This window comes from Pseudomonas sp. SHLD1, from assembly GCF_028640935.1.
Lineage (GTDB): Bacteria > Pseudomonadota > Gammaproteobacteria > Pseudomonadales > Pseudomonadaceae > Chryseomonas > Chryseomonas aestiva.
In genome coordinates, this window is the sequence record NZ_JAQZAD010000031.1 from 103,946 (window position 1) to 129,717 (window position 25,772).

Sequence of the window (25,772 nt, forward strand, 5' to 3'; positions counted from 1 at the left end):
ACAGGCCTCTTTAGAAAAGAAAGTAGCGCTGCGCCATCGGCAGCACGTCCGCCGGTTCGCACCAGAGCAGCTGGCCGTCGGCCTTGACCTGGTAGTTCTGCGGATCGACCTCGATGGTCGGCAGGTAACCGTTGTGGATGAGGTCGCTCTTCTGCGCGGTGCGGCAGCCCTTCACCACGCCGATGCGCTTCTTCAGCCCCAGTTGCTCCGGCACCCCTGCCTCGAAGGCGGCCTGGCTGATGAAGGTCAGGCTGGTGTCGTGGAGCATGCCGGCGTAGCTGCCGAACATCGGGCGGTAGTGCACCGGTTGCGGGGTGGGGATGGAGGCGTTGGCGTCGCCCATCAGACTGGCCGCGATGGCGCCGCCCTTGAGGATCAGCGTCGGCTTGACGCCGAAGAAGGCCGGGCGCCAGAGCACCAGGTCGGCGAACTTGCCCACCTCGATGGAGCCCACCTCGTGGCTGATGCCATGGGTGATCGCCGGGTTGATGGTGTACTTGGCGATGTAGCGCTTGACCCGGAAGTTGTCGTTGCCGGCGCCGTCCTCGGGCAGCGGGCCGCGCTGCTTCTTCATCTTGTCGGCCGTCTGCCAGGTGCGGGTGATGACCTCGCCGACGCGGCCCATGGCCTGGCTGTCGGAGCTGATCATGGCGAAGGCGCCGAGGTCGTGGAGGATATCCTCGGCGGCGATGGTCTCGCGGCGGATGCGGCTCTCGGCGAAGGCCACGTCCTCGGCGATGCTCGGGTCCAGGTGGTGGCAGACCATGAGCATGTCCAGGTGCTCGTCGATGGTGTTCCTGGTAAAGGGCCGCGTCGGGTTGGTGGAGCTGGGCAGCACATTGGGGAAGCCGCAGGCCTTGATGATGTCCGGCGCGTGGCCGCCACCGGCGCCCTCGGTGTGGTAGGTGTGGATGGTGCGCCCCTTGAAGGCGCCGAGGGTGGTCTCGACGAATCCGGACTCGTTGAGAGTGTCGGTGTGGATGGCCACCTGGATGTCGAAGCGATCGGCCACCGCCAGGCAGTTGTCGATGGCGGCGGGGGTGGTGCCCCAGTCTTCGTGCAATTTCAGGCCGATGGCGCCGGCGCGCACCTGTTCCTCCAGCGGCCCGGGCAGGCTGGCGTTGCCCTTGCCGGTGAAGCCGATGTTCATGGGAAAGGCGTCGGCGGCCTTGAGCATCTGCGCCATGTGCCAGGGGCCGGGGGTCACGGTGGTGGCATAGGTGCCGGTGGCCGGGCCGGTGCCGCCGCCGATCATGGTGGTGGTGCCACTCATGAGCGCCTCTTCGATCTGCTGCGGGCAGATGAAGTGGATGTGGGAGTCGATGCCGCCCGCGGTGAGGATCATGCCCTCGCCGGCGATGACCTCGGTAGCCGCGCCGATGGGCACGCTGACGCCGGGCTGGATATCCGGGTTGCCGGCCTTGCCGATGGCGTGGATGCGGCCCTGCTTGAGGCCGACGTCGGCCTTGACGATGCCCCAGTGGTCGACGATCAGCGCATTGGTGATGACGGTGTCGACCACCTCGGCCGCCAGCAGCTGGCTCTGGCCCATGCCGTCGCGGATGACCTTGCCGCCGCCGAATTTCACTTCTTCGCCGTAGACGGTGTGGTCTTCTTCGACCTCGATCCAGAGCTCGGTATCGGCCAGGCGCACCCGGTCGCCGGTGGTGGGGCCGAACATGTCGGCATAGGCTTGGCGGGAGATTTTCATAGGCGTTGGTCCCGAATAAAGGTGGTCCGGTTTGCCCTCACCCCGACCCTCTCCCGGCGGGAGAGGGGGAAGGGCGGGAGCTCGGTGTCTGCTCTTAGCCCCCTCTCCCTGAGGGAGAGGGTTGGGGTGAGGGGGCTTGCCCCTACAACTTGCCCATCACCCGCCCGGCGAAGCCGTAGACGGTGCGCAGGCCGGCCAGCTCGACCAGCTCCACCTCGCGGCTCTGGCCCGGTTCGAAGCGCACGGCGGTGCCGGCGGCGATGTTCAGGCGCATGCCGCGGGCCAGGGCGCGATCGAACAGCAGGGCGTCGTTGGTCTCGTGGAAGTGGTAGTGCGAGCCCACCTGGATCGGCCGGTCGCCGCTGTTGGCGACGGTGAGGCTCAAGGTGCGGCGGCCGGCGTTGAGTTCGATGTCGCCGTCCTGGATCTGGTATTCGCCGGGGATCATGGGCGCTGCTCCAGCATCAGTTGCATGAAGGTGAGGTCCAGCCAGCGACCGAACTTGGTGCCGACCTGGGGCATCTGCCCGGTGGTGATGAAGCCCAGTCGCTCGTGCAGGCGGATGGAGGCCTGGTTGCCGCTCTCGATGGCGGCCACCATGACGTGCTTGTCGCAGGCGCGGGCGCGTTCGATGAGCACCGTCATCAGCCGCGGCCCGATGCCCTGGCCGCGCTGGTCGGGGTGGATGTAGACCGAGTGCTCGACGGTGTGGCGAAAGCCCTCGAAGGGGCGCCAGTCGCCAAAGGAGGCATAGCCCACCACCGTGCCCTCGGCATTCTCGGCGACCAGGATGGGGTAGCCCTGGGTGGCGCGCAGGTCGAACCAGGCCTGGCGGTTGGCCAGGTCGACGGGGGTCTCGTTCCAGATCGCCGTGGTGTTGCTGACGGCGTCGTTGTAGATGTGCAGCACGGCCGGCAGGTCGGCAGGGAGGGCGTCGCGGACGATCAGGCTCATGGCGGTCTCCCTAGGCGATCGGCTGGTGGACGGTGACCAGCTTGGTCCCGTCGGGGAAGGTGGCTTCCACCTGGATCTCCGGGATCATCTCCGGAACGCCTTCCATCACCTGGTCGCGAGTCAGCAGGGTGGTGCCGTAGTGCATCAGCTCGGCCACGGTGCGACCGTCACGGGCGCCTTCGAGCAGGGCGGCGGAGATCAGCGCCATGGCTTCCGGGTAGTTGAGCTTCACCCCACGCGCCAGGCGGCGCTCGGCCACCAGGCCGGCGGTGAAGATGAGCAGCTTGTCTTTTTCGCGGGGCGTCAGGTCCATGGGTGTTCTCTTTGGCGAAGGGCATCGCAGCCATGGGCCGCTCCTACAAGATGCCGCTGGAGCCTGTAGGAGCGGCCCTTGGCCGCGATTAAACGGGAATTCAGAGCGGCTATCGCTACTATCACGAAGATATCAGGTACTCCAGATCCGCGGCGGCGTGGCCACGCGGCCGAGCAGGGCCGGGCGCAGCAGGCGCCAGACCTCGATCAGCCAGGCGCGGGCCTGCAGCGATTCGGCGGCCAGGCAGCGGGCGACCACCAGGCCGGGCAGCTGGGTCAGGTCGCCGCGGACCGGCAGGGCGAGGTCGCGGCAGCGCGCCAGGGTATCGGCGTCCAGGGTGCCGGTGATCAGCAGGGTGGCGAACACCGGCTGACCGGCGAGGCCGATGGGCGAGTCGAGCAAGCGATCCGCCCCGACCAAGCGCTGGCGCTCGTGCCACAGCGGGGTGCCATCGCGACGGATGTCCAGGTGCGCCTGGAACAGCCCCTCGGCGAAGCGCTCGGCACTGGCCGGACGCCCCAGGGCGACGATGTCCCAGTAGCAGAGGCGGGCGTCGCCTGCCAGCTCGATGCGGGTGGCGAGATGGGCCTGGGCGCCGGAGAAGACGATGGTCTCCTGGGGCAGCCACTCCAGGGTGGCGCCAGCGGCCACGCGTAGCTCGATCTGCTGATGGGCCGCGCTGTCGGCGCGATACCACTTGGCCGCCCCGGGGCTGGTGAGCTGGGCCCAGGCGGTCTCGCCGACGCTGACGTCGATGTCCAGCCGATCGCCCCCGGCGATGCCACCTGGTGGATGGACGATGATGTGCTGGCAGACCTCGGGACCTTCGGCGTGCAGGTGTTTCTGCACCCGTAACGGACCGAGATGGCGGCGGGTGGTAGGCCGGGTCCAGTCGCCCTGGCGGGCATAGGCCAGCTCCAGTCGCGCCAGCCAGGCGGGGGTGAAGAGGGCAGGGGGCAGGGCAGAGGTCATCGGGGTGGTCGTTGTTCTGGTTGAGCTGTTTGGGGAGGGCCTTGCAAGAATCTGACCGGGTGGGTGGTATTTGTGAAGCGGGGGCGCTATGGAGGGCGTCGGGATAGGTGCCCGGGCTATTTGCTGAGTTTTGTATGTGGTTCCTGTTTCGCCTGGCCGGCGACTTACTTTTCTTTGCTTGTGCAAAGAAAAGTAAGCAAAAGAAAGCACACCCCACGTTTCGGCCCTCCGCTGCGCTCCGGGTCCCCTCGCTCCGGCGCCGCTCCGGGGGCACGGCACGAAGGGGCTTCCTGCCCCTCGCGCCTTGCTCGGCGTCCTGCCTCGCATCCCCCTCCGCAACACCTACACTCGGCCTCACTGACGGGGACGGGGCGCCAGCCTGGGGCTGCGGTATTTACAGGTAGAGCCAAAGCGATTCGTAGCGTGGAAAACCGCGCAGCGTTTTCCACTGGAGGGTACCGACACTATCAGTGGACAAGGCTTCGCCGTTGTCCACGCTACGGCTATTCAACCCGAACGGCGCTGGCGTGAGCGCAACGTAGCGCAGCGAAGTAACAGCCGCAGGCTGGCCCGAAGGGTGAGCGCAGCGAATCACCCGAAGCGCAGCGTAGGGCCGGATGGTGGGGCAAGCGTTTTTGGTTACTTTTGTCCGGGACGCGTAGTCCGGGGCGCGCAGCCGCGATTGGCAAAAGTGACTCGCCCGGGTGGGCGAAACAAAAAGCCTCAGCAGACTTCAGTAATCGGCTGGGTACCGATGAGCACAGGTGCTTTGGGCTTCGCTGCGCTCAGCGCCAACCTACGTCAGCCGGCCTTCGGCGCGCCGACCCTTCCCTAGGAAATCCCCCGCCACTGCCGCGGACTCACCTGAAACCACCGCCGAAACGCCCGCGAAAAGGCGCTCGTCTCCGAATAGCCCAGCAGCGGCGCCAGGTCGGTGACCGGTAGCCGCTGCCGCAGGTAGTGCTGCGCCAGGTCGCGGCGAACGCCCTCGACCAGCGCCGAGAAGCTCGCGCCCTGGTCGCGCAGACGCCGTTGCAGCTGGCTGGTGGAAAGGTCCAGGCGCTGGGCGATGGACTCCAGGCTGGGCTCGCCCAGGGGCAGGGCCAGGCGCACCGAGGCGCGGACTTCTTCGAGCAGCTCCATCTGTGGCAGGCGCTGACCGAGTTGGCGGATGGCGTCCTGCACCACCAGCAGGAGCAGCGGATCGTGCTCGGGCATGGCGCGGCCACGCAGGTCGGCCTTGGGCACCAGCATGGCGTTGCAGGGCTGTCCAAAGCTGACCGGGGCGTCGAACAGCCGGCGGTGCTCGTGCCAGCCCTCGGGGCGCGGGTGTTCGAATTGCACCGCGCGCGGCGCCCAGGTGGGCCCGAGCACATGGCGCAGCAGGTTGAGCAGCATGCCCAGGGTCAGCTCGGCGTCCTGGCGGCGGGCGACGATGGCGCCGTGGCGTACCTGGTAGTCGAAGCGCCAGCAGTCGCCGGCGTCCACCAGCTGGATCAGGGTGCTGTGCTGGTGGAAGGGAAAGGCGGCGGCGAAGTTCTGCAGCGCTGCCTCGGCAGTGGGCGAGCAGAGTCCCACGTAGCCCAGCAGGCCGAGCCTCTGCGGCTTGAATTGCCCGCCGTAGTGCAGGCCGAAATTGTCGCAGCCGGATTGGGCGGCGGCCTCTTCCAGGACCCGGCAGTAGTTGCCCAGGCCGAGGCTCAGGGTGGGATGCTGCAGCTGTTCGGGATCGATGCCGGCGGTGCCGAAGATGCGATCGACGTCGCCGCCGTGGCTGGTGATGACGGTGTCCAGGCCGCTGGCGGCGGCGGAGAGCACGCCGAGGTTGCGCGACGGTGAGGTCAGGGCGGCTAAGCCGGAGGCGGCCAGGGGCATGGTGCGGGTCCAGGGAGGGGATCGGCATGAATGAAGCAAAGGCTGTGCCCCGGGATGGAAAGCGGTCCTCCGGTGGGGCTGGAACGCCGAGGGCTTCACGCTATTGAGCGCCCTGGTGTGCTTCATCGCGGGGCGAGTGGTCGGGCATCGCACCAGGGTGGTGCGGTCTCGGGTAGCACCCTGGGAAGAGGGGTAACGCCGACTTGACCCCAGGTCACGGCGACCGTGCCGAGCGGTCAAGTCGGCGCAGCCCCGAGCTGTTTAAGCTCGAAAAAGCCGGGCATCGCGGGATCGCGGTGACCCATTCGGATCACGTCGCTACAAGGGGAGTGGCCTGTCATGACCAACGAGAAACTCAAGCCGACCCTCGGCACCCTGCACCTCTGGGGCATCGCCGTGGGCCTGGTGATCTCCGGGGAATACTTCGGCTGGAGCTACGGCTGGGGCGTCGCCGGGACCCAGGGCTTTCTGATCACCGCGCTGGTGGTGGCGGTGATGTACACCTGCTTCATCTTCAGCTTCACCGAACTGACCACCGCCATTCCCCACGCCGGCGGGCCCTTCGCCTACAGCCGGCGCGCCTTCGGTCCCACCGGGGGCACCATCGCCGGCATCGCCACCCTGATCGAATTCGTCTTCGCGCCGCCGGCCATCGCCATGGCCATCGGCGCCTACCTCAACGTGCAGTTTCCCACCCTTGATCCCAAGCTTTGCGCGGTGGCGGCCTATTTCATCTTCATGACGCTGAACATCCTCGGGGTGAGCATCGCCGCCACCTTCGAGCTAGTGGTCACGGTGCTGGCGGTGATCGAGCTCTTGATCTTCATGGGGGTGGTGGCGCCGGGCTTCAGTGTGGCCAACTTCACCAGCGGTGGCTGGGCTGGCCAGGACCAGTTCTCCCTGGCCGCGGTGGGTGGCATGTTCGCCGCCATTCCCTTCGCCATCTGGTTCTTTCTCGCCATCGAGGGCGCGGCCATGGCCGCCGAGGAAGCCAAGGACCCCAAGCGGACCATTCCCAAGGCCTACATCGCCGGCATCCTCACCCTGGTGACCCTGGCCATCGGCGTGATGATCTTTGCCGGCGGGGTGGGCGACTGGCGCGCCCTGTCCAACATCAACGACCCGCTGCCGCAGGCCATGAAGGGCGTGGTGGGCGAGGGTTCGATGTGGCTCCACCTGCTGGTGGGCATCGGCCTATTCGGCCTGGTGGCCAGCTTCCACGGCATCATCCTCGGCTATTCCCGGCAATTCTTCGCCCTGGCTCGCGCCGGCTTCCTGCCCCGCGGCCTGGCCAAGCTGTCGCGCTTCCAGACCCCGCACCGGGCGGTGCTCGCGGGTGGCGTGGTGGGCATCGCCGCCATCTTCAGCGACGGCGTGATCAGCCTGCAGGGCCTGACCCTGACCGCCGCCATGATCACCATGAGCGTGTTCGGCGCCATCGTCATGTACATCATGAGCATGCTCAGTCTGTTCAAGCTGCGTCGCAGCGAGCCGAACCTGGAGCGTACCTTCCGCGCCCCCGGCTATCCGGTGGTGCCGGCCATCGCCCTGGTGCTGGCGGTGGTCTGCCTGATCGCCATGGTCTGGTACAACCCGGTGATCGCCAGCGTCTTCGTGGTGCTGATGGTGATAGGCGCGCTGGTCTGCGGTCTCAGCCGTAGACAGGGCGACATTGCACCCGACGCTGCCTTCGGCGAGGCCTGAGAGCCTGTTCAAAGTCTGCTGCGCGTCGGCCAAACGGCGTTGAAAATGGTTTCGGAATGCTCATTTACCACTCGTAAACTCCGCTTCCTCAGCCATTTTCGCCTTGTTTGTCTCTAGCTCGCGAGCCTTTGAACAGGCTCTGCGCAGCGCAACCCGAGGAGGTGGCATGAGCGGTTTCCAGCACAGCGTGGGCGGCCAGACCTGGCGTTTCGCCGATCTCAAGGAATTGCTGGCCAAGGCCACCCCGGCGCGTTCCGGGGATGTCCTGGCCGGGGTCGCCGCCGGCAGCGACGTGGAGCGGGTGGCGGCGCAGATGGCGCTGGCCGAGGTGCCGCTCAAGCACTTTCTCAGCGAGGCGGTGATCCCCTACGAGGCCGACGAGGTCACCCGGCTGATCCTGGACAGCCACGATGCCCAGGCTTTCGCCCCGGTCGCCCACCTCACCGTGGGCGGCTTTCGCGACTGGCTGCTGGGTGCGGCGGCCGACGAGACCAGTCTCGCCGCCCTGGCGCCGGGGCTGACCCCGGAGATGGTCGCCGCGGTGTCAAAGATCATGCGCATCCAGGACCTGATCCTGGTGGCGCAGAAGGTGCGGGTGGTGACCCGCTTTCGCAACACCATCGGCCTGCGTGGACGGCTGTCGACCCGGCTGCAGCCCAATCACCCCACCGACGATCCGGCCGGCATCGCCGCCAGCGTTCTCGACGGCCTGCTCTATGGCAACGGCGATGCGGTGATCGGCATCAACCCGGCCACCGACAGCACGGGCGGTATCTGCGAACTGCTGAAGATGCTCGATGCCGTGATCCAGCGCTACGAGATCCCGACCCAGGCCTGCGTGCTGACCCACGTCACCACCAGCATCGCCGCCATCGAGCGCGGCGCGCCGGTGGACCTGGTGTTCCAGTCCATCGCCGGGACCCAGGGCGCCAACGAAAGCTTCGGCATCAGCCTGGCGCTGTTGCAGGAAGGCTACGAGGCGGGGCTGTCGCAACGCCGCGGCACCCTGGGCGACAACCTCATGTACTTCGAGACCGGGCAGGGCAGCGCTCTTTCCGCCGGGGCCCACCATGGCGTCGACCAGCAGACCTGCGAGGTGCGCGCCTACGCCGTGGCCCGTCAATTCAAGCCGCTGCTGGTGAACACCGTGGTCGGCTTCATCGGCCCGGAGTATCTCTACAACGGCAAGCAGATCATCCGCGCCGGGCTGGAGGATCACTTCTGCGGCAAGCTGCTCGGCGTGCCCATGGGCTGCGACATCTGCTACACCAACCATGCCGAAGCCGACCAAGATGACATGGACATGCTGCTGACCCTGCTGGGTGCGGCGGGTATCAACTTCATCATGGGCATCCCGGGGTCGGACGACGTCATGCTCAACTACCAGACCACCTCCTTCCACGATGCCCTCTACGCCCGCCAGGTGCTGGGCCTGCAACCGGCGCCGGAATTCACCGCCTGGCTCGACCGCCTGGGCATCCTGCGCCTGGAAGACGGGCGCTTCCGCCTTGGCGAGGGCTTGCCGGCACCGTTCCGGCGGGCGCTGGCGCAGTTGTAGGGAGGATCGCGGCCATGGCCCGCTCCTACAAACTCCCTCTGTACCCGTAGGAGCGGCCGCATCGGCGGACCGCCATGGCCGCGATAGCTTAGATACCGAATCGTTCAGGAGTCGCTCATGAACCCCAACGACACCGCCCGTCCCGACCCCTGGGCCGAATTGCGTCGGCTCACCCCGGCGCGCATCGCCCTGGGCCGTGCCGGCACCAGTCTGCCGACGTCGGCCCAGCTGGACTTCCAGGCCGCCCACGCCCAGGCCCGCGATGCGGTGCACCTGGCCTTCGATCATCAGGCGCTGCGTGAGGGCCTGGCCGCCCAGAACCGCGAGACCCTGGTACTCAAGAGCGCCGCGCCGGATCGCCACACCTATCTGCAGCGGCCGGATCTGGGGCGCAAGCTGTCCGCGGAGTCCGCCCACGAACTCCAGGCCTATGCCGCCGCGCATCCCGAGGGCTTCGACGTCGCCGTGGTCATCGCCGATGGCCTCTCGGCCCTGGCGGTGCATCGCCATGCGCTGCCGTTCCTGGAGCGCCTGGCCGATCAGGCCGGGGCCGAGGGCTGGCGCTGGGCACCGGTGACCCTGGTGGAGCAGGGGCGGGTGGCCGTGGGTGATGAAATCGGCGGGCTGCTCAAGGCGCGCCTGCTGGTGATGCTGATCGGCGAGCGCCCCGGTCTCAGCTCGCCCGACAGCCTTGGCCTCTACTTCACCTACGGCCCACGGCCGGGCCTCAACGACGCCTATCGCAATTGCATCTCCAATGTGCGCCTGGAAGGCCTCGCCTATGGCCTGGCGGCGCACAAGCTGCTCTACCTGATGCGCGAGGCGGACCGCCGCAAACTGTCCGGCGTGCAACTCAAGGACGAAGCCGAGGTGCCGCTGCTGGAGGGTGACGAGGAGAACGCCCGGATCGGCAACTTCCTTACCGCGCAATGAGCGGGACTGGCCGTTAGCCTACCGTGAGCGCCTTGCGCAGGAAATACCGCGCAAAGCCCGGCGGATAGTCCGCCAGTTCGCCGAACACCTCGTAGCCCAGGCGCTCGTAGAAGCCGCGGGCCTGGAATTCGTGGGTGTCGAGCCAGGCGCCGTGGCAGCCGCGGGCCAGGGCTTCGGCCTCGGCGCGGCGCAGCAACTCGCGGCCGGCGCCCTGGCCGCGAGCGGCTTCCTCCACTGCCAGCAACTGCACATAGAGCCAGCCATAGCTGGTGTAGCCCCAGAGTCCGCCGAGGGATTCGCCGCCACGGGTCAGGCTGATGACCAGGGCCCGGTAGCCGCTCGGGCCAGCCTGGCTGTCGTTGTAACGTCTCAGCGGCGCGGCGATGGCCTGGCGCAGGTCTTCGCGCGCTTCGTCGGTCAGGTCGTAAATCAGTGGCGCTGCAGACATGGCGAAGGACTCCGGGAGAAGGTCGTCCGAGCATAGCGCAGCACCGCTGCGTGACCGCCGGGTTCTGCCGCTTTCGCCGCGCCGGCCTTGGGGTAGCATGACCCTTTACCCATTTCGCGGGGGAGCCATGGACATACGTGAAGGTCGCGCCCGGGTTGGTGCCCTCGAACTGGCCTATGAGGACTGGGGCGATCCCGCCGATCCGGCGCTGCTGCTGATCATGGGCTTTGGTGCCCAGTTGCTGCTCTGGCCGGAAGGCTTCTGCGAGGCCCTGGTACACCGGGGCCTGCGGGTGATCCGTTTCGACAATCGCGACGTCGGCCAGTCCTCGCGGCTGAGCTGGCCGGGTGGGCAGCCGCCTTCGCTGTGGCCGGTGCTGGGGCGGGCGCAACTGGGCAAGCCCAGTGCGGTGCCCTATCGCCTGGAAGCCATGGCCGCCGATGCGGTCGGGTTGCTCGATCATCTGGGCCTTGCGCGCGCCTCAGTGCTGGGGGGCTCCATGGGCGGCATGATCGCGCAGATCCTCGCCGCCGACTGGCCTCAGCGGGTCGCGCGGCTGGGCATCCTGTTCTCGTCGACCAATCAGCCGCTGTTGCCGCCGCCCTCGTTCAAGCTGCTTGGCAGCCTGCTGCTGCGGCCGCCGGCCGATCTGCCGGCGGAAGCGGCGCTCGCCCGGCAGAAGGCCCTGCTGCGCGGTATCGAGAGCCCGCGCTATCGCCAGAGCGAGGTCGATCTCGAACGGCTGGTGCAACGGATCCTGGCGCGCGGTGTGGATGTGGATGGCGTGCAGCGGCAGCTGTTCGCCCTACTCGGCAGCGGCGATCTGCGGCCCTTCGCCCGGCGCATCCAGGCGCCGACCCTGGTGGTCCATGGGGCGCGGGATCCGCTGTTGCGTCCGGCCTGTGGCCGCGCCGTGGCCCGGGCCATTCCTGGTGCCCGCTTCGAGCTGATACCCGACATGGCCCACGACCTGCCGGCGCCGCTCTGGCCGAGACTGAGCGAGCTGTTCGCCGACTTCTTCCTGGCGCCCTGAGCCGGGCTTCAGCTGCCGAGGCGCGGTCGCAGCCCGTCGATGAGCAGGGTTTCCAGGCCGCTCAGAACCTCGTCGAAGAAGGCTGGGTCCTGCAGGGTACGGCCGCAGAGTGCCTGTACCTGGACCCTGAAGTCCGCATAGTGCTGGGTGGTGGCCCAGAGGCTGAACATCAGCTGGTACGGATCCACCGCTGCCAGCCGGCCGGCATTGATCCAGGTACGGATCACCCGGGCCTTCTCGTCTATCAGGTCGTGCAGGCTGCCCTGCAATTCCGGCAGCAGCAGCGGCGCGCCCTGGACCATCTCCAGGCAGAACAGCCGGGACTCGGCGGGATGGTCGCGGGACATCTCCAGCTTATGGCGCAGATAGCCGCGCAGGGCGTCGAGGGGATCCTGGTCTTCGCTGAAGGTGCGCAGGGGACTCAGCCAGGTCGCCAGCAACTGGCGCAGCACGGCGACATAGAGCTCTTCCTTGCTGCTGAAATAGTAGAGCAGGTTGGTCTTGGAGACGTCTGCCTGCAGGGCCACCTGATCCAGGCTGGCGCCGTGCAGGCCGAAGCGGGAAAAGATATCGAGCGCGGCGCTGAGGATCTGGGCGCGCTTGGCTTCTATCTGACGCTGCCGGCGTTGCTGGGCGGCAGCGCTGGGTTGACGCGGCTTGCGTGGCGAAGAATCACTGGCCTGACTCACGAACTGCTCCTTGGGCCTTCATGGGCATCTGACGCGGACCGACCGCTGGACGAGCGGGAGGGCCGGCTTCAGGCGCGGTCGTTAAGATTCGCACCTTCCTGGTGACGAATCGTCGGCGGATGCCAGAGGGTAGCGCGCCGGTCTCCAAACTCTAGCATGGCCCGACATCCTGCATGCCCCGGATTCGGGCGCCTTGCACAAACTGAGTGCTCTGATCTGGACCAAATGGTCTGAAGATATTTCGAGATTTCCGTCAAGTGTTTGATTGGCTTGAAATTTCAAGACTTGGCAAGCTTTCTGCTCTGATCTTGCAGCCACGGCGCATCTCGATGCGCCTCGATTCCTGACTGCGGGAGAGTGCGAGCGATGAACATCGGTGTCTTCATTCCCATCGGCAACAACGGCTGGCTGCTGTCGGAAAATGCCCCCCAGTACCGGCCCACCTTCGAGCTGAATCGCGAGATCGTGCAGCGCGCCGAGCACTACGGCTTCGACTTCGCCCTGTCGATGATCAAGCTGCGCGGCTTCGGCGGTAAGACCGAATTCTGGGACCACAACCTGGAGTCCTTCACCCTCATGGCCGGGCTGGCGGCGGTGACCTCGCGCATCAAGCTGTTCGCCACCGCCGCGACCCTGACCCTGCCGCCGGCCATCGTCGCGCGCATGGCCGCCACCATCGACTGCATTTCCGGCGGCCGCTTCGGCGTCAATCTGGTCACCGGCTGGCAGAAACCCGAATACAGCCAGATGGGGCTCTGGCCGGGGGATGAGTTCTTTGCCAGCCGCTATCAATACCTTGGTGAATACGCCCAGGTGCTACGCGACCTCTGGGGCACCGGCCAGTCGGACTTCCAGGGCGCGCACTTCCGCATGGAGGACTGCCGGGTGAGTCCGCAGCCCCAGGCGCCCATGGAGATCGTCTGCGCCGGGGCGAGCGACGCCGGCCTGGCCTTCGCCGCCGAACACGCCGACTACAGCTTCGTCTTCGGCAAGGGCGTCAACACGCCCAAGGCCTTCGCCCCGGCGGTGGAGCGGCTGCAGGCGGCCACCGCCAAGACCGGGCGCGAGGTCTCCTCCATCGCCCTGTTCATGATCATCGCCGCCGAGACCGACGAGGCCGCCCGCGCCAAGTGGGAGCACTACAAGGCCGGTGCCGACGAGGAGGCCATCGCCTGGCTCGGCGCCCAGGCCGCCGCCGACACCAAATCCGGCAGCGACACCAACGTGCGGCAGATGGCCGATCCGACCTCGGCGGTGAACATCAACATGGGCACCCTGGTGGGCTCCTTCGCCAGCGTGGCGCGGATGCTCGACGAGATCGCCGAGGTGCCCGGGGCCAGCGGGGTGCTGCTGACCTTCGACGACTTCGTCCAGGGCGTGACCGACTTCGGCGAGCGCATCCAGCCGCTGATGCAGAGCCGCCGTCACGTCGACCTGCTCAAGGAGAGTGCCTGATGAACGCTGTGGAAACCCTGGCGGGCTATGCCCTGCCTGTCGGCGATACCGAAGCCCTGACCCTGCCGGCGCGTCCCGAACCGCTGCGGCTCAAGGCCAGCGAGACCGCCCTGATCGTGGTGGACATGCAGAACGCCTATGCCAGCCCGGGTGGCTACCTGGATCTGGCCGGTTTCGATGTCTCGGCCACCGGCCCGGTGATCGAGAACGTCGCCGCGGTGGTGGAGACCGCTCGCGGCGCGGGTATCCAGGTGGTCTGGTTCCAGAATGGCTGGGACCCGGAGTATCGCGAGGCGGGCGGCCCGGGTTCGCCCAACTGGCACAAGTCCAATGCCCTCAAGACCATGCGCAAGCGACCCGAATTGCAGGGGCAGCTGCTGGCCAAGGGTGGCTGGGACTACGCCCTGGTTGACCGGCTGCAACCGGCGGCCGCGGACCTGGTGGTGCCCAAGACCCGCTACAGCGGCTTCTACAACACTCACCTGGACAGCCTGCTGCGCGCCCGCGGCATCCGCAACCTGGTGTTCGTCGGGGTCGCCACCAACGTCTGCGTGGAGTCGACCCTGAGGGACGGCTTCTTCCTCGAATACTTCGGCGTCTGCCTGCACGACGCCTGCCATCAGGCTGGGCCCCGTGCGGCCCACGAGGCCGCGCTGTTCAACATCGAGACCTTCTTCGGCTGGGTCGCCAGCTGCGCCGACTTCCACACCACCTTCGCCAAGGACTGAGCCATCATGCCCAAGCAAGCCGTGATTCCCGCCGGTACCGGTACCCCCATCGCCCCCTTCGTGCCCGGCAGCCTGGCCGATGGCGTGCTCTATGTCTCCGGCACCCTGCCGTTCGATGCCCAGAACAACGTGGTCCACGTCGGCGACGCCGCCGCCCAGGCCCGCCACGTGCTCACCACCATCCAGGGCGTTGTGGAGGCGGCTGGCGGCACCATGGCCGACGTCACCTTCAACATGATCATGCTCACCGATTGGGCGAACTACGCCGCCATCAACGCGGTATACGCCGAATTCTTTCCCGGCGAAAAGCCGGCGCGCTACTGCATCCAGTGCGGCCTGGTGAAGCCCGACGCGCTGATCGAGATCGCCAGCATCGCCCATGTCGGCTAGGCCGCGCGCCTGACCCCGCGCCTGCTCCGTATCGCCCTCTCCCCCTAGGAGAGGGCTGGGGTGAGGGTCGCCTCAACCACCCAACCTTCAAGGACCGCCCATGCACTTCGAACTCCATGGCCGCCAGGATCCGGCGGCCGAGACCCTGCTGCTCAGCTCCGGGCTGGGCGGCGCCGGGGCCTTCTGGGCGCCGCAGCTGGCGGCCCTCGGTGAACGCTTCCGGGTGGTGGTCTACGACCAGGCCGGCACCGGTAGGAGTCCGGCCGAGCTGCCGGCGGACTACCGCATCCAGCAGATGGCCGAGGACCTGCTGGCCCTGGCCGATCGCCTGGAACTCGACAACTGCCTGTTCATGGGCCATGCCCTGGGCGGTCTGGTGGGCCTGCAGGCCAGCCTGCTGCGTCCGGGCCTGATCCGCCGCCAGGTGCTGGTCAATGCCTGGAGCCGACCCAATCCGCATACCGCGCGCTGCTTCGCCCTGCGTCAGCACCTGCTGCGCGACAGCGGCGCCGCGGCATATGTCCAGGCCCAGGCGATCTTTCTCTATCCGGCCACCTGGATCGCCGAACACGGCAAGCGCCTGGCCGCCGACGAAGCCCATGCCCTGGCGCACTTCCCTGGCGAAGCCAATGTGCTACGGCGCATCGGCGCGCTGCTGGCCTTCGATCTGGACGCCGAGCTGGCGCGGATCGAGGTGCCGACCCTGGTGCTGGCCAATCGCGACGACGTGCTGGTGCCCTGGACCGCGTCCCAGCGGCTGGCCGCGGGTCTGCCCCGGGCCACCTTCCAGTTGCTGGAGTGGGGCGGCCACGCCTCCAGCGTCACCGACCCCGCCACCTTCGACCGGGTGGTGCTCGACTATCTCAGCCAAGCCCTGGAGGTGTAGCGCCATGTCCGTTGCCCATGCCTTGCCCCTGTCCGCCGCTAGCCCCGCCGCCCCGGTCGAACGCGACCTCTTCCGCGGGGCCATGGCGCGCCTGGGCGCCGCGGTCAATCTCATCACCACCGATGGTCCGGCCGGACTGGCCGGCTTTACCGCCACCGCCGTGTGCAGCGTCAGCGATACCCCGCCGACCCTGCTGGTCTGCCTCAACCGCAGCGCCTCGGTGCACACCGCCTTCAGTGCCAACGGCGTGCTCTGCGTCAACGTCCTGGCCGCCGGCCAGCAGGCGCTGGCCAACCTCTTCGGCGGCAAGACCGCCATGGCCGAACGCTTCGCCGCGGCGCGCTGGACCCGCCTCGCCACGGGGGCGCCGGTGCTGGACGGCGCTCTGGTGGCCTGCGACTGCCGCATCGCCGGGGTGCAGTCGGTGGGCAGCCACGACCTGCTGCTCTGCGAGGTGCTGGGAGTGGCTGAGCCGGGTGGCGAAGGCGGATTGCTGTACTTCGACCGGCGTTATCACGAGCTGGCCTAGTTAAGCCTGTTGGGCTTCGACGGTGGAGCTGTCTCAACCCAACCTACGCGGACCGGTAGGTTGGGTTGAGCATAGCGAAGCCCAACACAGACTGGCTGACCATCGCCCCAAAGCTTCTCTGGTTACCACGTGAAGACATCGAACACACCCCAGGCGCCACCCCGGTGCACGCTGACCGCTCAAGGTGCGGCGCGCCGTCATGAAATCCCGGTTGTTTCCCTCAACGTGTTGTTTTGATTGGATTTTCAAGTTTTTACCAAATGGTCCAAAGATGGCACAACGGTTGCAATTTCCCTGTTGCCGTCCTGCCCGGTGAACGTGCGTCGCGCTGTCTCCTTTCGTCCAATCCGTGAGGTCCGTCATGCCGCTGTCCAGTGTTCCCATCATCGATCTGGGCCCCTATTTCGAGGGCTCGACCGCCGGCAAGCAGGCGGTGGCCAAGGCCGTCGACCAGGCCTGCCGCGACATCGGCTTTCTGGTCATCACCCACCATCAGGTGCCCGAGGCACTGGTCGAGCGCGTCTCGCGCCTCTCGCGAGCCTTCTTCGAGCTGCCGCTGGCGGAGAAGCGCAAGGCCGATCGGCCGCGTCCGGATCAGGTGCGCGGCTACAGCGCGGTGGCCGAGGAAAGCCTTTCCTACAGCCTGGAGGAGGCGGCGCCGGGGGATCTCAAGGAATCCTTTTCCATCGGACCGCTGGATGTCCCGGAGACGGCCTACTACCGCGGTCCCGAAGCCGGACCGCACTTCGCGCCCAATGTCTGGCCCGTGGCCATTCCCGGCTTTCGTGAGGCCTATGCCGAGTATTTCGCCGCCATGAGCGACCTGGCGCGCACCCTGATGCGGCTCTTCGCCCTGGGGCTGGACTTGCCGGAGACCTACTTCGACAGCCGCATCGATCGCCACATCAGCATGTTCCGCACCCTCTGCTATCCCCACCAGAAGGAAGCGGCGCTGCCCGGCCAGTTGCGCGCCGGTGCCCATACCGATTACGGCAGCCTGACCATCGTCCGTCCCGACGACGCCCCCGGCGGCCTGCAGGTACGCAACGCCGACGGGGAGTGGGTGGACGTGCCCAAGGTGCCGGGCGGCTTCGTGGTCAACATCGGCGACCTGATGATGCAGTGGACCAACGATCACTGGGTCTCGACCCTGCACCGGGTGGTGAATCCACCGGCGGATGCCGGTCGCGACACCCGCCGCCAGTCCCTGGTGTTCTTCCACCAGCCCAACTACGACACCCTCATCGAATGCCTGCCCGGTTGCGCCACGCCCGGCACGCCGCCGCGCCATGCGCCCATCACCTCGGGCGACCACCTGAGATCCAAGTTCGTCAAGCAGACCACCTTCGGCGGGACCCAGTCCGGCGTGCGGGTGGCCTGATGCCGAGTCTTTCCTACGTCAACGTCTTCGCCCAGGACGTGGTGGCCCTGAGCGGCTTCTACCAGCGGGTGTTCGGCTTCCCGGAGATCGAGGCGATCCGCTCGCCGATCTTTCGCGGCCTGGACACCGGCAAGACCGCCATCGGCTTCAACGCGCCGGAGGCCTATGAGCTGCTGGGGCTCGGCGAATTCGCCGGCAGTGAAGGCTGCCGCTTCCTGCTCAACCTGGAGGTGGACAGCCGCGCCGAGGTGGACCGGCTGGTGCCGGTGGCCGAGGCCGCTGGCGCCCGCCTGCTGAAGGCGCCCTACGAAACCTACTACCACTGGTACCAGGCGGTGCTGCTGGACCCGGAAGGCAATGTGTTCCGTATCAACCACATGTTGTAGACAAGACTAAGGACGAGACGATGCTGAGCAGATGGCTGGGAAGAGTGGCGTGCGTGCTGGCACTGGCAGGGCTGAGCGCCGTCGCGCGAGCGGACGACGAGGGCTTCACCCTCAAGGGCGAGCCGAAGATCGCCATGCTGTACTTCACCGCCAAGAACGACGGCGGCTGGACCCAGGCCATGGACGAGGCGCGGGTGAAGATCGAGAAGGAACTGGGCCTGAAGATCCAGTTCGTGGAAAACGTGCCGGAGACCGCCTCGGCCATCCGCCCGGCCGCCGAGCGCTTCATCAAGCGCGGCGCCAACATCGTCATCGGTACCGCCTTCGGCTATTCCGACACCTTCAAGCAACTGGCCGAGCAGTATCCGGAGGTGGCCTTCCTCAACGCCTCGGGCACCACCAACGGGCGCAACCTGGAGTCCTTCTACGGCCGTACCTACGAAAGCCAGTACCTCTGTGGCATGGCCGCGGGCGCGGCCTCCAAGACCGGCAAGCTGGGCTTCGTCGCCGCCAATCCCTTTGGCGTGGTGAACTGGACCATCAACGCCTATGAGCTGGGCGCCCGGCAGATGAATCCCAACGCCACCCTCACGGTGATCTACACCGGCAGCTGGAACGATCCGGTCAAGGAGCGCGCCGCCGCCGCCGCGCTGATCGACCAGGGCGCCGATGTCATCGGCCAGCACGTGGACACCCCCACGCCGCAGATCGTCGCCCAGGAGCGCGGCGTTTATGGCACCGGCCACCACCGCGACATGCGCCAGTTCGCGCCCAAGGCCACCCTCTGTTCCTCGGTGTGGGTCTGGGATCGCTTCCTGGTGCCGGAACTCAAGCGCGTCATCGCCGGCCACTGGAAACCCGCCCCCAACGGTGCCCTGGTGTCCATGGCCGACGGCGGCACCGACATCGCCGGCTTCGGCGACGCCGTGCCCAAGGCGGCCCAGGAGAAGATCCTCGCCGAGCGCGAGGCGCTGCTCAAGGGCAAGCAGATCTACGCCGGTCCCCTGAGCGATCGCGACGGCAAGGAGCGGGTCGCCGCCGGCCAGGTGCTCTCCGACCCGGAGCTGTGGCAAATGGACTGGTTCGTCCAGGGCGTGACGACGCAGAAGTAGCGGTTCACCGCTGGATAGGATGGAAAACCGCGCAGCGTTTTCCACGGAGGCGATCCTTGGACAAAGGCCGACCCGCATGAAAAGACACAACGCCCTGCAACTGCGTGGCGTCGGCAAGACCTTCGATGGCTTCCAGGCGCTGCAGCAGGCGGATTTCCTGGTGCGCTGGGGCGAGGTGCACGCGCTGCTCGGCGAGAACGGCGCGGGCAAGTCGACGCTGATGAACATCGCCGCCGGCCTCTATGCGCCGGAGACCGGCGAGCTCTTGGTGGACGACAACCCGGTGCGGCTGCGCGGTCCGGCGGACGCCGCCCGACTGCGCATCGGCATGGTCCACCAGCACTTCAAGTTGGTGCGACCCTTCAGCGTGGCGGAGAACGTGTTGCTCGGCCTGCCGGCGGGGCAGGGTAGCCATCGCCGGCGCCTGGCCGAGATCAGCGAGCGCATCCGCCAGCAGGCGGCCGCCCTGGGCTTCGCCGTCCGCCCGGAGCAGCGCGTGGCGGAGCTGTCCATTGCCGAACAGCAGCGGGTGGAAATCCTCAAGGTGCTGCTGGCCGGGGCGCGCATCCTCATCCTCGACGAACCCACCGCGGTGCTTACCGATGGCGAAGGCGAGCGTCTGTTGCAGACCCTGCGCGCCCTGGCGGCGGAGGGCGCAGCGGTGGTGCTGGTGACCCATCGCATGCAGGACGCCCTGACCTATGCCGACCGCCTCACGGTGATGCGCGGCGGACGCACCCTGCGCAGCCTGGACCCCGCCGAGGTGTCGGTGGACGAACTGGTACGCCTCACCGTGGGTGACGCCCAGCCGTTCGCCGACGCCCCGCGAGGTGCCGTCGGGGCACCGCTGCTGACGGTGCGCGGCCTGCGCACCCCGGAACATGGCGGGCGCCGCGCCCTGGATGGCATCGACCTGGAGCTGCGCGCTGGCGAGATCTATGGCATCGCCGGGGTTGGCGGCAACGGCCAGGGCGAACTGGCTGACGTCTTGATGGGCCTGCCGCAGCCCTACGAAGGCGAGGTGCGGCTGGAGGGCTTCGGCGATCTGGCCGCGGCCGCCAGCGCCCGACGCCGCGACCTGCGCATCGCCGCCATTCCCGCCGACCGCTATGGCAGCGCCCTGGCCGGAGGGCTGTCGGTGGCCGACAACTTCGCCATCGGCGCGGTGCATGCCGGTCGCTTCGGTGGCTTCGCCCGCCTGGATCGCCGCGCCCAGGAAGCGGCGACCCAGGCGGCGGTCGCGCAATTCGATGTCCAGGGCGTGCGCTCGGTGCGGCAGAAGGCGGCGCTGCTCTCCGGCGGCAATGCCCAGAAGCTGGTGATCGCCCGGGAATTCGGGCGGGAGCCGCGCCTGGTGCTGGCGCACAGCCCCAGTCGTGGCCTCGACGTGCGCGCCGGCGCCGAGGTGCAGGCACGGCTGCTGGCCGCCCGCGAGGCCGGCGCCGCGGTGTTGCTGATCAGCGAAGACCTGGACGAGGTGCTGGCCCTCGCCGATCGCATTGGGGTGATGAGCGCCGGGCGCCTCGTCGCCGAATTCCAGCGACCTGCCGATCGCCAGGCGATCGGCCATGCCATGGTGAATCATGCTTGAACCCCTGAGTGCTCCGCTTTCCCAGGTCGATGGTCCGCGACCACGGCAACCGCTGTTCAGCCGGCGCTACACCCTGGAGATCCGCCAGCAGCTGGCCTGGCCTTGGCAGGCGCTGATCCTCGGCTTGGCGCTGCTGCTGGGCCTGGGGCTGTCGGCCGCGATCCTGGTGCTGGCCGGGGTGCCGGCCGGCGAGTTGCTCAACGAATTCGTGATCGCCACCCTGTTCGATGCCCAGAGTCTGCAGGCCACCCTGTTCCAGGCCGCGCCGGTGATCCTGGTGGGCCTGGCCGGCTGCCTGGCCTTTCGCGCGCGCTTCTGGAATCTGGGGCTGGAAGGCCAGATGATCTGGGGGGCCATCGGCGCTACGGCGGTGTCGCTGTTCGAGATCGGTCCGGAAGCCCTGCGCCTGCCGCTGATGCTGGTGGCGGCATTGCTCGGCGGCTTGCTCTGGGCGCTGGCGCCCCTGCTGCTCAAGCTGCGCCTGGGGGTGAACGAGATCATCGCCTCGCTGATGCTCAACTACATCGCCGCCAACTTCCTGCTGCACCTGGTGTTCGGCCCCTGGAAGGACCCGCGCGACGCCTTTCCCTATTCGCCGCTGTTCCGCCCCTTCGAGCGGCTGCCGGAGTTGCTGCCCGGGCTGAGCCTGGCGGTGCCCCTGGCGCTGCTGGTGGCGGTGCTGGCCTGGTGGTTCGTGGCGGTGAGTCGCGCCGGGCTCTACCTGAGATTCGTCGACGCCAATCCACGGGTGGCCGGCGCCGTGGGTGTGCCGGTGCGGGCCACCATTCTCGCCACGGTGCTGGCTTCCGGCGCCCTGGCCGGGCTGGCCGGTTTCGTGGTGGCGGCCGGGCAGGAAGGGCGGCTGACCCAGTCCTTCTACCAGGGCTACGGCTTCTCCGGGATCCTCATCGCCTTCCTGGCGCGCAACAACCCGCTGGCCGCCGCCGTGGTGGCTTTCCTGGTGGCGACCCTGTTCGTCGCCGGGCGCAATCTGCAGGTGTTCTACCAGATCCCCTTCGCCATGGTGCAGCTGATCCAGGCGCTGATCGTCATCTGCGTGGCGTCCTCGGATTTCTTCATCCGCCATCGGCTCAGACGCAGCCAGGGAGGTGCCGCTTGAATCTGCTCGCCAGCTGGCTGGGTAACGTCCCCGATTTCGCCATACCCTACGCCCTGGCGGCGCTGGGGCTGATCCTCACCGAGCGATCCGGGGTGCTGGCCCTGCATGCTGAGGGCCTGATGCTGGTCGGCGCCCTGTTCGGCGTCGGCGCGCAACTGGCCTTGGGCAATGCCGGCCTGGCGCTGCTGGCGGCCATGGGCGCGGCGGCGCTGGTGTCGCTGCTGTTCGCGGTCATGGTGATCTGGTTGCGCATCAACCAGGTGATCGCCGGCCTGACCCTGGTGTTTTTCTGCCAGGGCCTCACCGGCCTGCTCGGCACCCTCTGGGGCTGGACCAACCAGCCGGTGGCCGGCCTGCCGGCGCTGGCGCTCTGGCCGCTGTCGGAGCTGCCGCTGGTGGGGCGGCTGTTCCAGCAGAACCTGCTGGTCTATCTGACCCCGCTGATCTTCTTCGCGGTGATCGCCTGGCTCGAACGCACCACCCCCGGCCTGCGCCTGCGGGCGGTGGGCGAGAATCCCCAGGCGGCCGATGCGGCGGGGCTCTCGGTGGCCGGCTACCGGTTGCTGGCGATCCTCGCCGGCGCGGCCCTGGTGGGGCTGGCCGGGGGCTACATCGCCGTGCTCAGCACCAAGCTGTGGATCGCCGAGATGACCGGCGGCCGTGGCTGGATCGCCGTGGCCCTGGTGATCTTCGCCCGCTGGTCGCCCTGGCGCGCCCTGGCCGGGGCGCTGCTGTTCGGCTGCATAGAGGCGCTGATTCCCCAGTTGGCCGCCGCCGGGGTGCGGCTGTCGCAATACTTCATCCTGATGGCGCCCTATGCCGTCACCCTGGGCGTGATGATCTGGGTCGCCCTGGCCGGGCGTGACCGCCTGAGCCAGCCCGGCGCCCTGGGCGAAGCCTATGTTCGGGAGGAACGTCGATGAACCTGCGTGCTTTCGTCTATGAGGAACCCCGGCTACTGGCGCGGGCGGACTTCGCCGATTACCTGGACCCGAGCACCACGGCGGTGCTGTCCATCGACCTGCACCGCGGCCACCTGGACGCCTCGCCGGAGTGCCCGTGCCCTGCGCCCCGCGCCCGTGACCTGGTGGCGCCGGTAGATGCCTTCCACCGCCAGGCCCGCGCCCTGGGCGTGCGCATCGTCCATGTGAAGTCGGTGCTGCGCGCCAATGGTGCCGATGACCTGGGCGGTATTCCTGCGGCCTGGCGACGAACCTTTCCGCTGCACGTCGGGCCGATTCCCAATGCCGACGCCCATGCCCTGGAGGGCTCGCCCTGGACCGAGCTGCTCACCGAGGTCCTGCCCGAGGATCTGCGGGTGGAAAACAAGCGGCGGCTGTCGGCCTTCTATCCCACCGACCTGGACTTCCTGCTGCGCAACCAGCGCACCACCACCGTGGTGCTGGATGGCGGCTTCACCGACTGTTGCGTGCTCAACACCGCCTTCGACGCCAGCAACCGCACCTACCGGGTCATCGTCCTGCGCGACCTGGTGCGGGGAACCGATGAAGGCCTGGAGCGGGCGGCGCTGAGCATGGTCTCCCTGCACCTGGGGCTGGTGATGGAATCCCAGGATCTGCTTGCGGCCTGGAGCGATGGCGGTGGCCTATCGGAGCAGCCGTAGGTTGGGTTGAGCGAAGCGAAGCCCAACGCCTCAGGGCACCCTCGGCAACATTGTGAAGGCGCGGAAGCGCTCCTTGAGATTGCCGGGGCGCGCGCCCTGCCAGAGCAGCTGCCAGCCTGGCGGTATCGCCACGGGTTCGTGCCACTCGTCCTGCACCACCAGCACCCGGCAGGGCACCTGGTGCAGACCGCTTAGCTCCTGTGGGGGATAGCCCCCGTAGACGTGCAGCATGGAGCGCTCCGATTCGCCCAGGCCGTAGCTGGCCACGCAATCCGTCCGTGGCAGCACCCGCTGCAGCGCGGTGAAGGGTCGCGCATAGCTGTTGCCCAGGTCGACCCAGGGTAGCCAGAGACTGTTGGCCAGGGTCCAGCTGACCGTCAGGCCGACGAACCAGACGCTGGCGGCTGCCAGCTGTGCACGCAGCGTCAGGGTGACGCCCCAGCCGACCAGGGCCAGCAGCGCGACCGCCCAGGCCAAGGGGCTCAGCGCCAGGTGTTCCGCGATCGGCAAGTGCTCGCGGATCAGGTGCGGCCAGGGCAGGGCCCAGCCCAGGGCCAGGCCGATACCGCCCAGGGCCAGCAGGACGATGAGCGGCGTCCAGAATGCCAGGCTGGCATCACGGCCGAGGCGAGCGATGGCCGGCGGTGGCTGCAACCTTGCCGCCAGCAGCGCCAGGGCCGGAAACAGTGGCAGCAGATAGAGGCTGCGAAACACCGCCGACTTGAGCAGCACCGCCAGGCAGACGATCGCATAGAGCACCACCGTGGCCAGTCCCGGATGCCGGCCCAGGCGCTTCAGCGGGCTGCCGCCACGGCGATACAGCTGCCAGAGCGTGGCGCCGAGCAGGATCAGCCCGGTGGGAAAGGACAGCGCCAGCAGGTCCTCCAGGCTGGAAGCCAGACCGTCGGTATCGCTGTTGCGCGCCTCCAGGCCGAAGAAGCGGCCGATGTTGTTGGTCCACAGCCAGCTATGGAACAGCTCCGGCGCCTGGTGCCAGAGCAGCGCTGGCCAGAGCAGCAACCAGGGCAGGGCGGCCAGACTGGCGGCGAGCAGCCAGTGACGCCCTTCCGGCTCGACCAGTCGCCGCGGCCAGCAGAGCGCGCAGAGCAGTCCGGTGATGCCCAGTACCCCGGGCACCAGCAGGCCCTTGCTCATGAAGGCGATACCCAGGCCGCTGCCGAACAGCAGGCCCTGGCGCCAGGGATGGCGGTTGTCGTGCAGGTGCGCGGCCAGCCCGGCGAGACCCAGGGTGGCGCCAGCCAGCTGGGGCACGTCGGCGATCAGCAGATGACTGTGCTGCACTACCCCGAGCATGCCCAGCAGGGCGAGCACGGCTTCGCGCCGGCGGCCGGGCAGCAACCGCTGGGTCAGCCAGGCGAGAGCGGCCAGGGTCACCAGCATCCAGCCCAGCACCGCCAGCCGCGCGCCGTCGGGCGCACTCAACAAGGGCGTGGACAGCCGCGCGGCCAGGGCGCCGGTCCAGTACATCAGCGGCGGCTTTTCCATGAATGGCGCGGTCCCGACCCGGGGAATCAGCCAGTCCGGGGTGGTGAGGAAATTCCACACCATGCCGAAGGAATAGGGTTCGTCGGCCTTCCACAGACCACGGCCGAATAGACCGGCGAGCAGGTAGGCGGCCAGGCAGCCGAGCAGCAAGGCCCGCTCCAGCTGTGCGGCTCTTGGGGAGGCAGGGGAAGAAGAGGGGAGCACGGCAGGGACTCTTGGCGGAATCCCGCCGGTATACGGGAGTTGGCTTAGAGGGGGCTTAAGAGGGTGGCGGGGGATGATTGCCATGGGGCCAATCGCGGCCATGGGCCGCTCCTCCAGGCTTGGATTGTGCCTGTAGGAGCGGCCCATGGCCGCGATTCCAGTAGAGTCAAGGCGTAGCGTATAAAACCGCGTAGCGTTTTCCACTCTTGGGCACCTAAGCCATCAGTGGACAAGGCTGCGCCGTTGTCCACGCTACGACCGCTTACGGTTCTTCAACCAATACGTTCAGGCTGGCGAATCGCCCCGTTCAGGAGGGCGAACGCCAGCGTCGTGGAGTGGGTCGAGCCGCATGGATGCGGCGAGAGGTCCAGTGGGCCATGGACGGCCCATCTGGACCGACCCCGAAACGGCACTGGTGTGAGCGGACCCGGAGCGAAGCGGAGGGCCGGATGGTCGGGGCAAGCGTTTTTGCTTACTTTTGCCGCGACTGGCAAAAGTGAGTCGCCCGGGTGGGCGAAACAAGAAATACCAGGGGCGTAGCGTGGAAAACCGCGAAGCGTTTTCCACTCTTGGGCACCTAAAGCCATCAGTGGACAAGGCTGCGCCGTTGTCCACGCTACGACCGCTTACGGTTCTTCAACCAATACGTTCAGGCTGGCGAATCGCCCCG

Annotated in this window: 25 protein-coding genes; 16 read left to right on the top strand and 9 right to left on the bottom strand. The window is 67.8% G+C overall.

From position 1 onward, the window contains the following. Positions 1–10 precede the first annotated feature (10 nt). The 6 genes from ureC to qhpR form a co-directional block, all read right to left on the bottom strand. Positions 11–1,711 carry an urease subunit alpha gene (ureC, locus tag PVZ77_RS20655; protein ID WP_273809020.1) on the bottom strand — a complete coding sequence of 567 codons (1,701 nt, stop codon included), beginning with the start codon at positions 1,709–1,711 and terminating at the stop codon, positions 11–13. 142 nt (positions 1,712–1,853) lie between these two features. Next, on the bottom strand, positions 1,854–2,159 hold the full coding sequence (locus tag PVZ77_RS20660) for an urease subunit beta (RefSeq protein ID WP_064307547.1): 306 nt from the start codon (positions 2,157–2,159) through the stop codon (positions 1,854–1,856). Beyond that, positions 2,156–2,665 carry a GNAT family N-acetyltransferase gene (locus tag PVZ77_RS20665; protein WP_273809021.1) on the bottom strand — a complete coding sequence of 170 codons (510 nt, stop codon included), beginning with the start codon at positions 2,663–2,665 and terminating at the stop codon, positions 2,156–2,158. The genes PVZ77_RS20660 and PVZ77_RS20665 overlap by 4 nt, the downstream gene beginning before the upstream one ends. Positions 2,666–2,675: 10 nt before the next feature. After that, positions 2,676–2,978: an urease subunit gamma gene (gene ureA, locus PVZ77_RS20670; RefSeq protein WP_007162996.1), complete on the bottom strand. Its 303-nt coding sequence runs from the start codon at positions 2,976–2,978 to the stop codon at positions 2,676–2,678. 132 nt (positions 2,979–3,110) lie between these two features. Then, complete coding sequence (locus PVZ77_RS20675) at positions 3,111–3,950, bottom strand: urease accessory protein UreD (protein ID WP_273809022.1); 840 nt, start codon at positions 3,948–3,950, stop codon at positions 3,111–3,113. 831 nt (positions 3,951–4,781) lie between these two features. Next, the gene (gene qhpR, locus PVZ77_RS20680) at positions 4,782–5,825 is read right to left on the bottom strand and encodes an AraC-like transcriptional regulator QhpR (RefSeq protein WP_273809023.1); all 1,044 of its coding nucleotides are present in this window, start codon (positions 5,823–5,825) and stop codon (positions 4,782–4,784) included. Positions 5,826–6,164: 339 nt separating this feature from the next. Between qhpR and eat the strand changes: the two genes are divergently transcribed. From eat to eutC, 3 genes are all read left to right on the top strand, one after another. Then, complete coding sequence (gene eat / locus PVZ77_RS20685; RefSeq protein WP_273809024.1) at positions 6,165–7,529, top strand: ethanolamine permease; 1,365 nt, start codon at positions 6,165–6,167, stop codon at positions 7,527–7,529. 166 nt (positions 7,530–7,695) lie between these two features. Further along, entirely contained in the window at positions 7,696–9,087 is a 1,392-nt protein-coding gene (locus tag PVZ77_RS20690) for an ethanolamine ammonia-lyase subunit EutB (RefSeq protein WP_273809025.1), read from the top strand. 117 nt (positions 9,088–9,204) lie between these two features. Beyond that, complete coding sequence (eutC, locus tag PVZ77_RS20695; RefSeq protein ID WP_273809026.1) at positions 9,205–10,020, top strand: ethanolamine ammonia-lyase subunit EutC; 816 nt, start codon at positions 9,205–9,207, stop codon at positions 10,018–10,020. 13 nt (positions 10,021–10,033) lie between these two features. On the opposite strand, the gene PVZ77_RS20700 is transcribed toward eutC, so the two are convergent. Then, positions 10,034–10,468, bottom strand: a complete 435-nt coding sequence (locus PVZ77_RS20700) for a GNAT family N-acetyltransferase (RefSeq protein ID WP_273809027.1) — start codon at positions 10,466–10,468, stop codon at positions 10,034–10,036. Between the two features lie 127 nt (positions 10,469–10,595). Between PVZ77_RS20700 and PVZ77_RS20705 the strand changes: the two genes are divergently transcribed. After that, positions 10,596–11,501, top strand: coding sequence for an alpha/beta fold hydrolase (locus tag PVZ77_RS20705; protein ID WP_273809028.1), 906 nt, complete (start codon positions 10,596–10,598; stop codon positions 11,499–11,501). 8 nt (positions 11,502–11,509) lie between these two features. On the opposite strand, the gene rutR is transcribed toward PVZ77_RS20705, so the two are convergent. Beyond that, the gene (gene rutR / locus PVZ77_RS20710) at positions 11,510–12,190 is read right to left on the bottom strand and encodes an HTH-type transcriptional regulator RutR (protein WP_273809029.1); all 681 of its coding nucleotides are present in this window, start codon (positions 12,188–12,190) and stop codon (positions 11,510–11,512) included. Between the two features lie 366 nt (positions 12,191–12,556). On the opposite strand from rutR, the gene rutA reads away from it, so the two are divergent. The 12 genes from rutA to PVZ77_RS20770 all read left to right on the top strand — a co-directional run bounded on the left by rutA (position 12,557) and on the right by PVZ77_RS20770 (position 23,392). Beyond that, complete coding sequence (rutA, locus tag PVZ77_RS20715) at positions 12,557–13,645, top strand: pyrimidine utilization protein A (protein WP_027600944.1); 1,089 nt, start codon at positions 12,557–12,559, stop codon at positions 13,643–13,645. Beyond that, positions 13,645–14,373 (top strand): pyrimidine utilization protein B, encoded by a 729-nt coding sequence (gene rutB, locus PVZ77_RS20720; protein ID WP_273809030.1) that lies wholly within the window; start codon positions 13,645–13,647, stop codon positions 14,371–14,373. The genes rutA and rutB overlap by 1 nt, the downstream gene beginning before the upstream one ends. A gap of 6 nt (positions 14,374–14,379) precedes the next feature. Continuing rightward, entirely contained in the window at positions 14,380–14,763 is a 384-nt protein-coding gene (gene rutC / locus PVZ77_RS20725) for a pyrimidine utilization protein C (protein ID WP_027600052.1), read from the top strand. Positions 14,764–14,863: 100 nt separating this feature from the next. Beyond that, positions 14,864–15,649, top strand: a complete 786-nt coding sequence (rutD, locus tag PVZ77_RS20730) for a pyrimidine utilization protein D (RefSeq protein WP_273809031.1) — start codon at positions 14,864–14,866, stop codon at positions 15,647–15,649. Positions 15,650–15,653: 4 nt separating this feature from the next. Next, positions 15,654–16,178: a flavin reductase gene (locus tag PVZ77_RS20735; RefSeq protein ID WP_273809032.1), complete on the top strand. Its 525-nt coding sequence runs from the start codon at positions 15,654–15,656 to the stop codon at positions 16,176–16,178. 361 nt (positions 16,179–16,539) lie between these two features. Then, positions 16,540–17,559 carry an isopenicillin N synthase family dioxygenase gene (locus tag PVZ77_RS20740; protein ID WP_273809033.1) on the top strand — a complete coding sequence of 340 codons (1,020 nt, stop codon included), beginning with the start codon at positions 16,540–16,542 and terminating at the stop codon, positions 17,557–17,559. After that, positions 17,559–17,945: a VOC family protein gene (locus PVZ77_RS20745; protein WP_027600056.1), complete on the top strand. Its 387-nt coding sequence runs from the start codon at positions 17,559–17,561 to the stop codon at positions 17,943–17,945. The genes PVZ77_RS20740 and PVZ77_RS20745 overlap by 1 nt, the downstream gene beginning before the upstream one ends. 20 nt (positions 17,946–17,965) lie before the next feature. Next, positions 17,966–19,057: a BMP family ABC transporter substrate-binding protein gene (locus PVZ77_RS20750; RefSeq protein ID WP_273809034.1), complete on the top strand. Its 1,092-nt coding sequence runs from the start codon at positions 17,966–17,968 to the stop codon at positions 19,055–19,057. Between the two features lie 76 nt (positions 19,058–19,133). After that, complete coding sequence (locus tag PVZ77_RS20755; protein WP_273809035.1) at positions 19,134–20,648, top strand: ABC transporter ATP-binding protein; 1,515 nt, start codon at positions 19,134–19,136, stop codon at positions 20,646–20,648. Continuing rightward, positions 20,641–21,768: an ABC transporter permease gene (locus PVZ77_RS20760; RefSeq protein ID WP_273809036.1), complete on the top strand. Its 1,128-nt coding sequence runs from the start codon at positions 20,641–20,643 to the stop codon at positions 21,766–21,768. The genes PVZ77_RS20755 and PVZ77_RS20760 overlap by 8 nt, the downstream gene beginning before the upstream one ends. After that, positions 21,765–22,691 (top strand): ABC transporter permease, encoded by a 927-nt coding sequence (locus PVZ77_RS20765; RefSeq protein WP_273809037.1) that lies wholly within the window; start codon positions 21,765–21,767, stop codon positions 22,689–22,691. Before PVZ77_RS20760 ends, PVZ77_RS20765 begins: the two co-directional genes overlap by 4 nt. Next, a complete protein-coding gene (locus PVZ77_RS20770; protein ID WP_273809038.1) occupies positions 22,688–23,392 on the top strand; it encodes a cysteine hydrolase family protein in 705 nt (234 codons plus the stop codon). The genes PVZ77_RS20765 and PVZ77_RS20770 overlap by 4 nt, the downstream gene beginning before the upstream one ends. A 30-nt stretch (positions 23,393–23,422) precedes the next feature. Here PVZ77_RS20770 and PVZ77_RS20775 read toward each other — a convergent pair whose 3' ends face one another. After that, positions 23,423–25,048: an ArnT family glycosyltransferase gene (locus tag PVZ77_RS20775; RefSeq protein WP_273809039.1), complete on the bottom strand. Its 1,626-nt coding sequence runs from the start codon at positions 25,046–25,048 to the stop codon at positions 23,423–23,425. Positions 25,049–25,772: the final 724 nt, after the last annotated feature.

Bases quoted from the DNA above. Each gene is read 5' to 3' on its own strand.
- ureC (WP_273809020.1), bottom strand. From the start codon at position 1,711: ATGAAAATCTCCCGCCAAGCCTATGCCGACATGTTCGGCCCCACCACC.
- PVZ77_RS20660 (WP_064307547.1), bottom strand. From the start codon at position 2,159: ATGATCCCCGGCGAATACCAGATCCAGGACGGCGACATCGAACTCAAC.
- PVZ77_RS20665 (WP_273809021.1), bottom strand. From the start codon at position 2,665: ATGAGCCTGATCGTCCGCGACGCCCTCCCTGCCGACCTGCCGGCCGTG.
- ureA (WP_007162996.1), bottom strand. From the start codon at position 2,978: ATGGACCTGACGCCCCGCGAAAAAGACAAGCTGCTCATCTTCACCGCC.
- PVZ77_RS20675 (WP_273809022.1), bottom strand. From the start codon at position 3,950: ATGACCTCTGCCCTGCCCCCTGCCCTCTTCACCCCCGCCTGGCTGGCG.
- qhpR (WP_273809023.1), bottom strand. From the start codon at position 5,825: ATGCCCCTGGCCGCCTCCGGCTTAGCCGCCCTGACCTCACCGTCGCGC.
- eat (WP_273809024.1), top strand. From the start codon at position 6,165: ATGACCAACGAGAAACTCAAGCCGACCCTCGGCACCCTGCACCTCTGG.
- PVZ77_RS20690 (WP_273809025.1), top strand. From the start codon at position 7,696: ATGAGCGGTTTCCAGCACAGCGTGGGCGGCCAGACCTGGCGTTTCGCC.
- eutC (WP_273809026.1), top strand. From the start codon at position 9,205: ATGAACCCCAACGACACCGCCCGTCCCGACCCCTGGGCCGAATTGCGT.
- PVZ77_RS20700 (WP_273809027.1), bottom strand. From the start codon at position 10,468: ATGTCTGCAGCGCCACTGATTTACGACCTGACCGACGAAGCGCGCGAA.
- PVZ77_RS20705 (WP_273809028.1), top strand. From the start codon at position 10,596: ATGGACATACGTGAAGGTCGCGCCCGGGTTGGTGCCCTCGAACTGGCC.
- rutA (WP_027600944.1), top strand. From the start codon at position 12,557: ATGAACATCGGTGTCTTCATTCCCATCGGCAACAACGGCTGGCTGCTG.
- rutB (WP_273809030.1), top strand. From the start codon at position 13,645: ATGAACGCTGTGGAAACCCTGGCGGGCTATGCCCTGCCTGTCGGCGAT.
- rutC (WP_027600052.1), top strand. From the start codon at position 14,380: ATGCCCAAGCAAGCCGTGATTCCCGCCGGTACCGGTACCCCCATCGCC.
- rutD (WP_273809031.1), top strand. From the start codon at position 14,864: ATGCACTTCGAACTCCATGGCCGCCAGGATCCGGCGGCCGAGACCCTG.
- PVZ77_RS20735 (WP_273809032.1), top strand. From the start codon at position 15,654: ATGTCCGTTGCCCATGCCTTGCCCCTGTCCGCCGCTAGCCCCGCCGCC.
- PVZ77_RS20740 (WP_273809033.1), top strand. From the start codon at position 16,540: ATGCCGCTGTCCAGTGTTCCCATCATCGATCTGGGCCCCTATTTCGAG.
- PVZ77_RS20745 (WP_027600056.1), top strand. From the start codon at position 17,559: ATGCCGAGTCTTTCCTACGTCAACGTCTTCGCCCAGGACGTGGTGGCC.
- PVZ77_RS20750 (WP_273809034.1), top strand. From the start codon at position 17,966: ATGCTGAGCAGATGGCTGGGAAGAGTGGCGTGCGTGCTGGCACTGGCA.
- PVZ77_RS20755 (WP_273809035.1), top strand. From the start codon at position 19,134: ATGAAAAGACACAACGCCCTGCAACTGCGTGGCGTCGGCAAGACCTTC.
- PVZ77_RS20760 (WP_273809036.1), top strand. From the start codon at position 20,641: ATGCTTGAACCCCTGAGTGCTCCGCTTTCCCAGGTCGATGGTCCGCGA.
- PVZ77_RS20770 (WP_273809038.1), top strand. From the start codon at position 22,688: ATGAACCTGCGTGCTTTCGTCTATGAGGAACCCCGGCTACTGGCGCGG.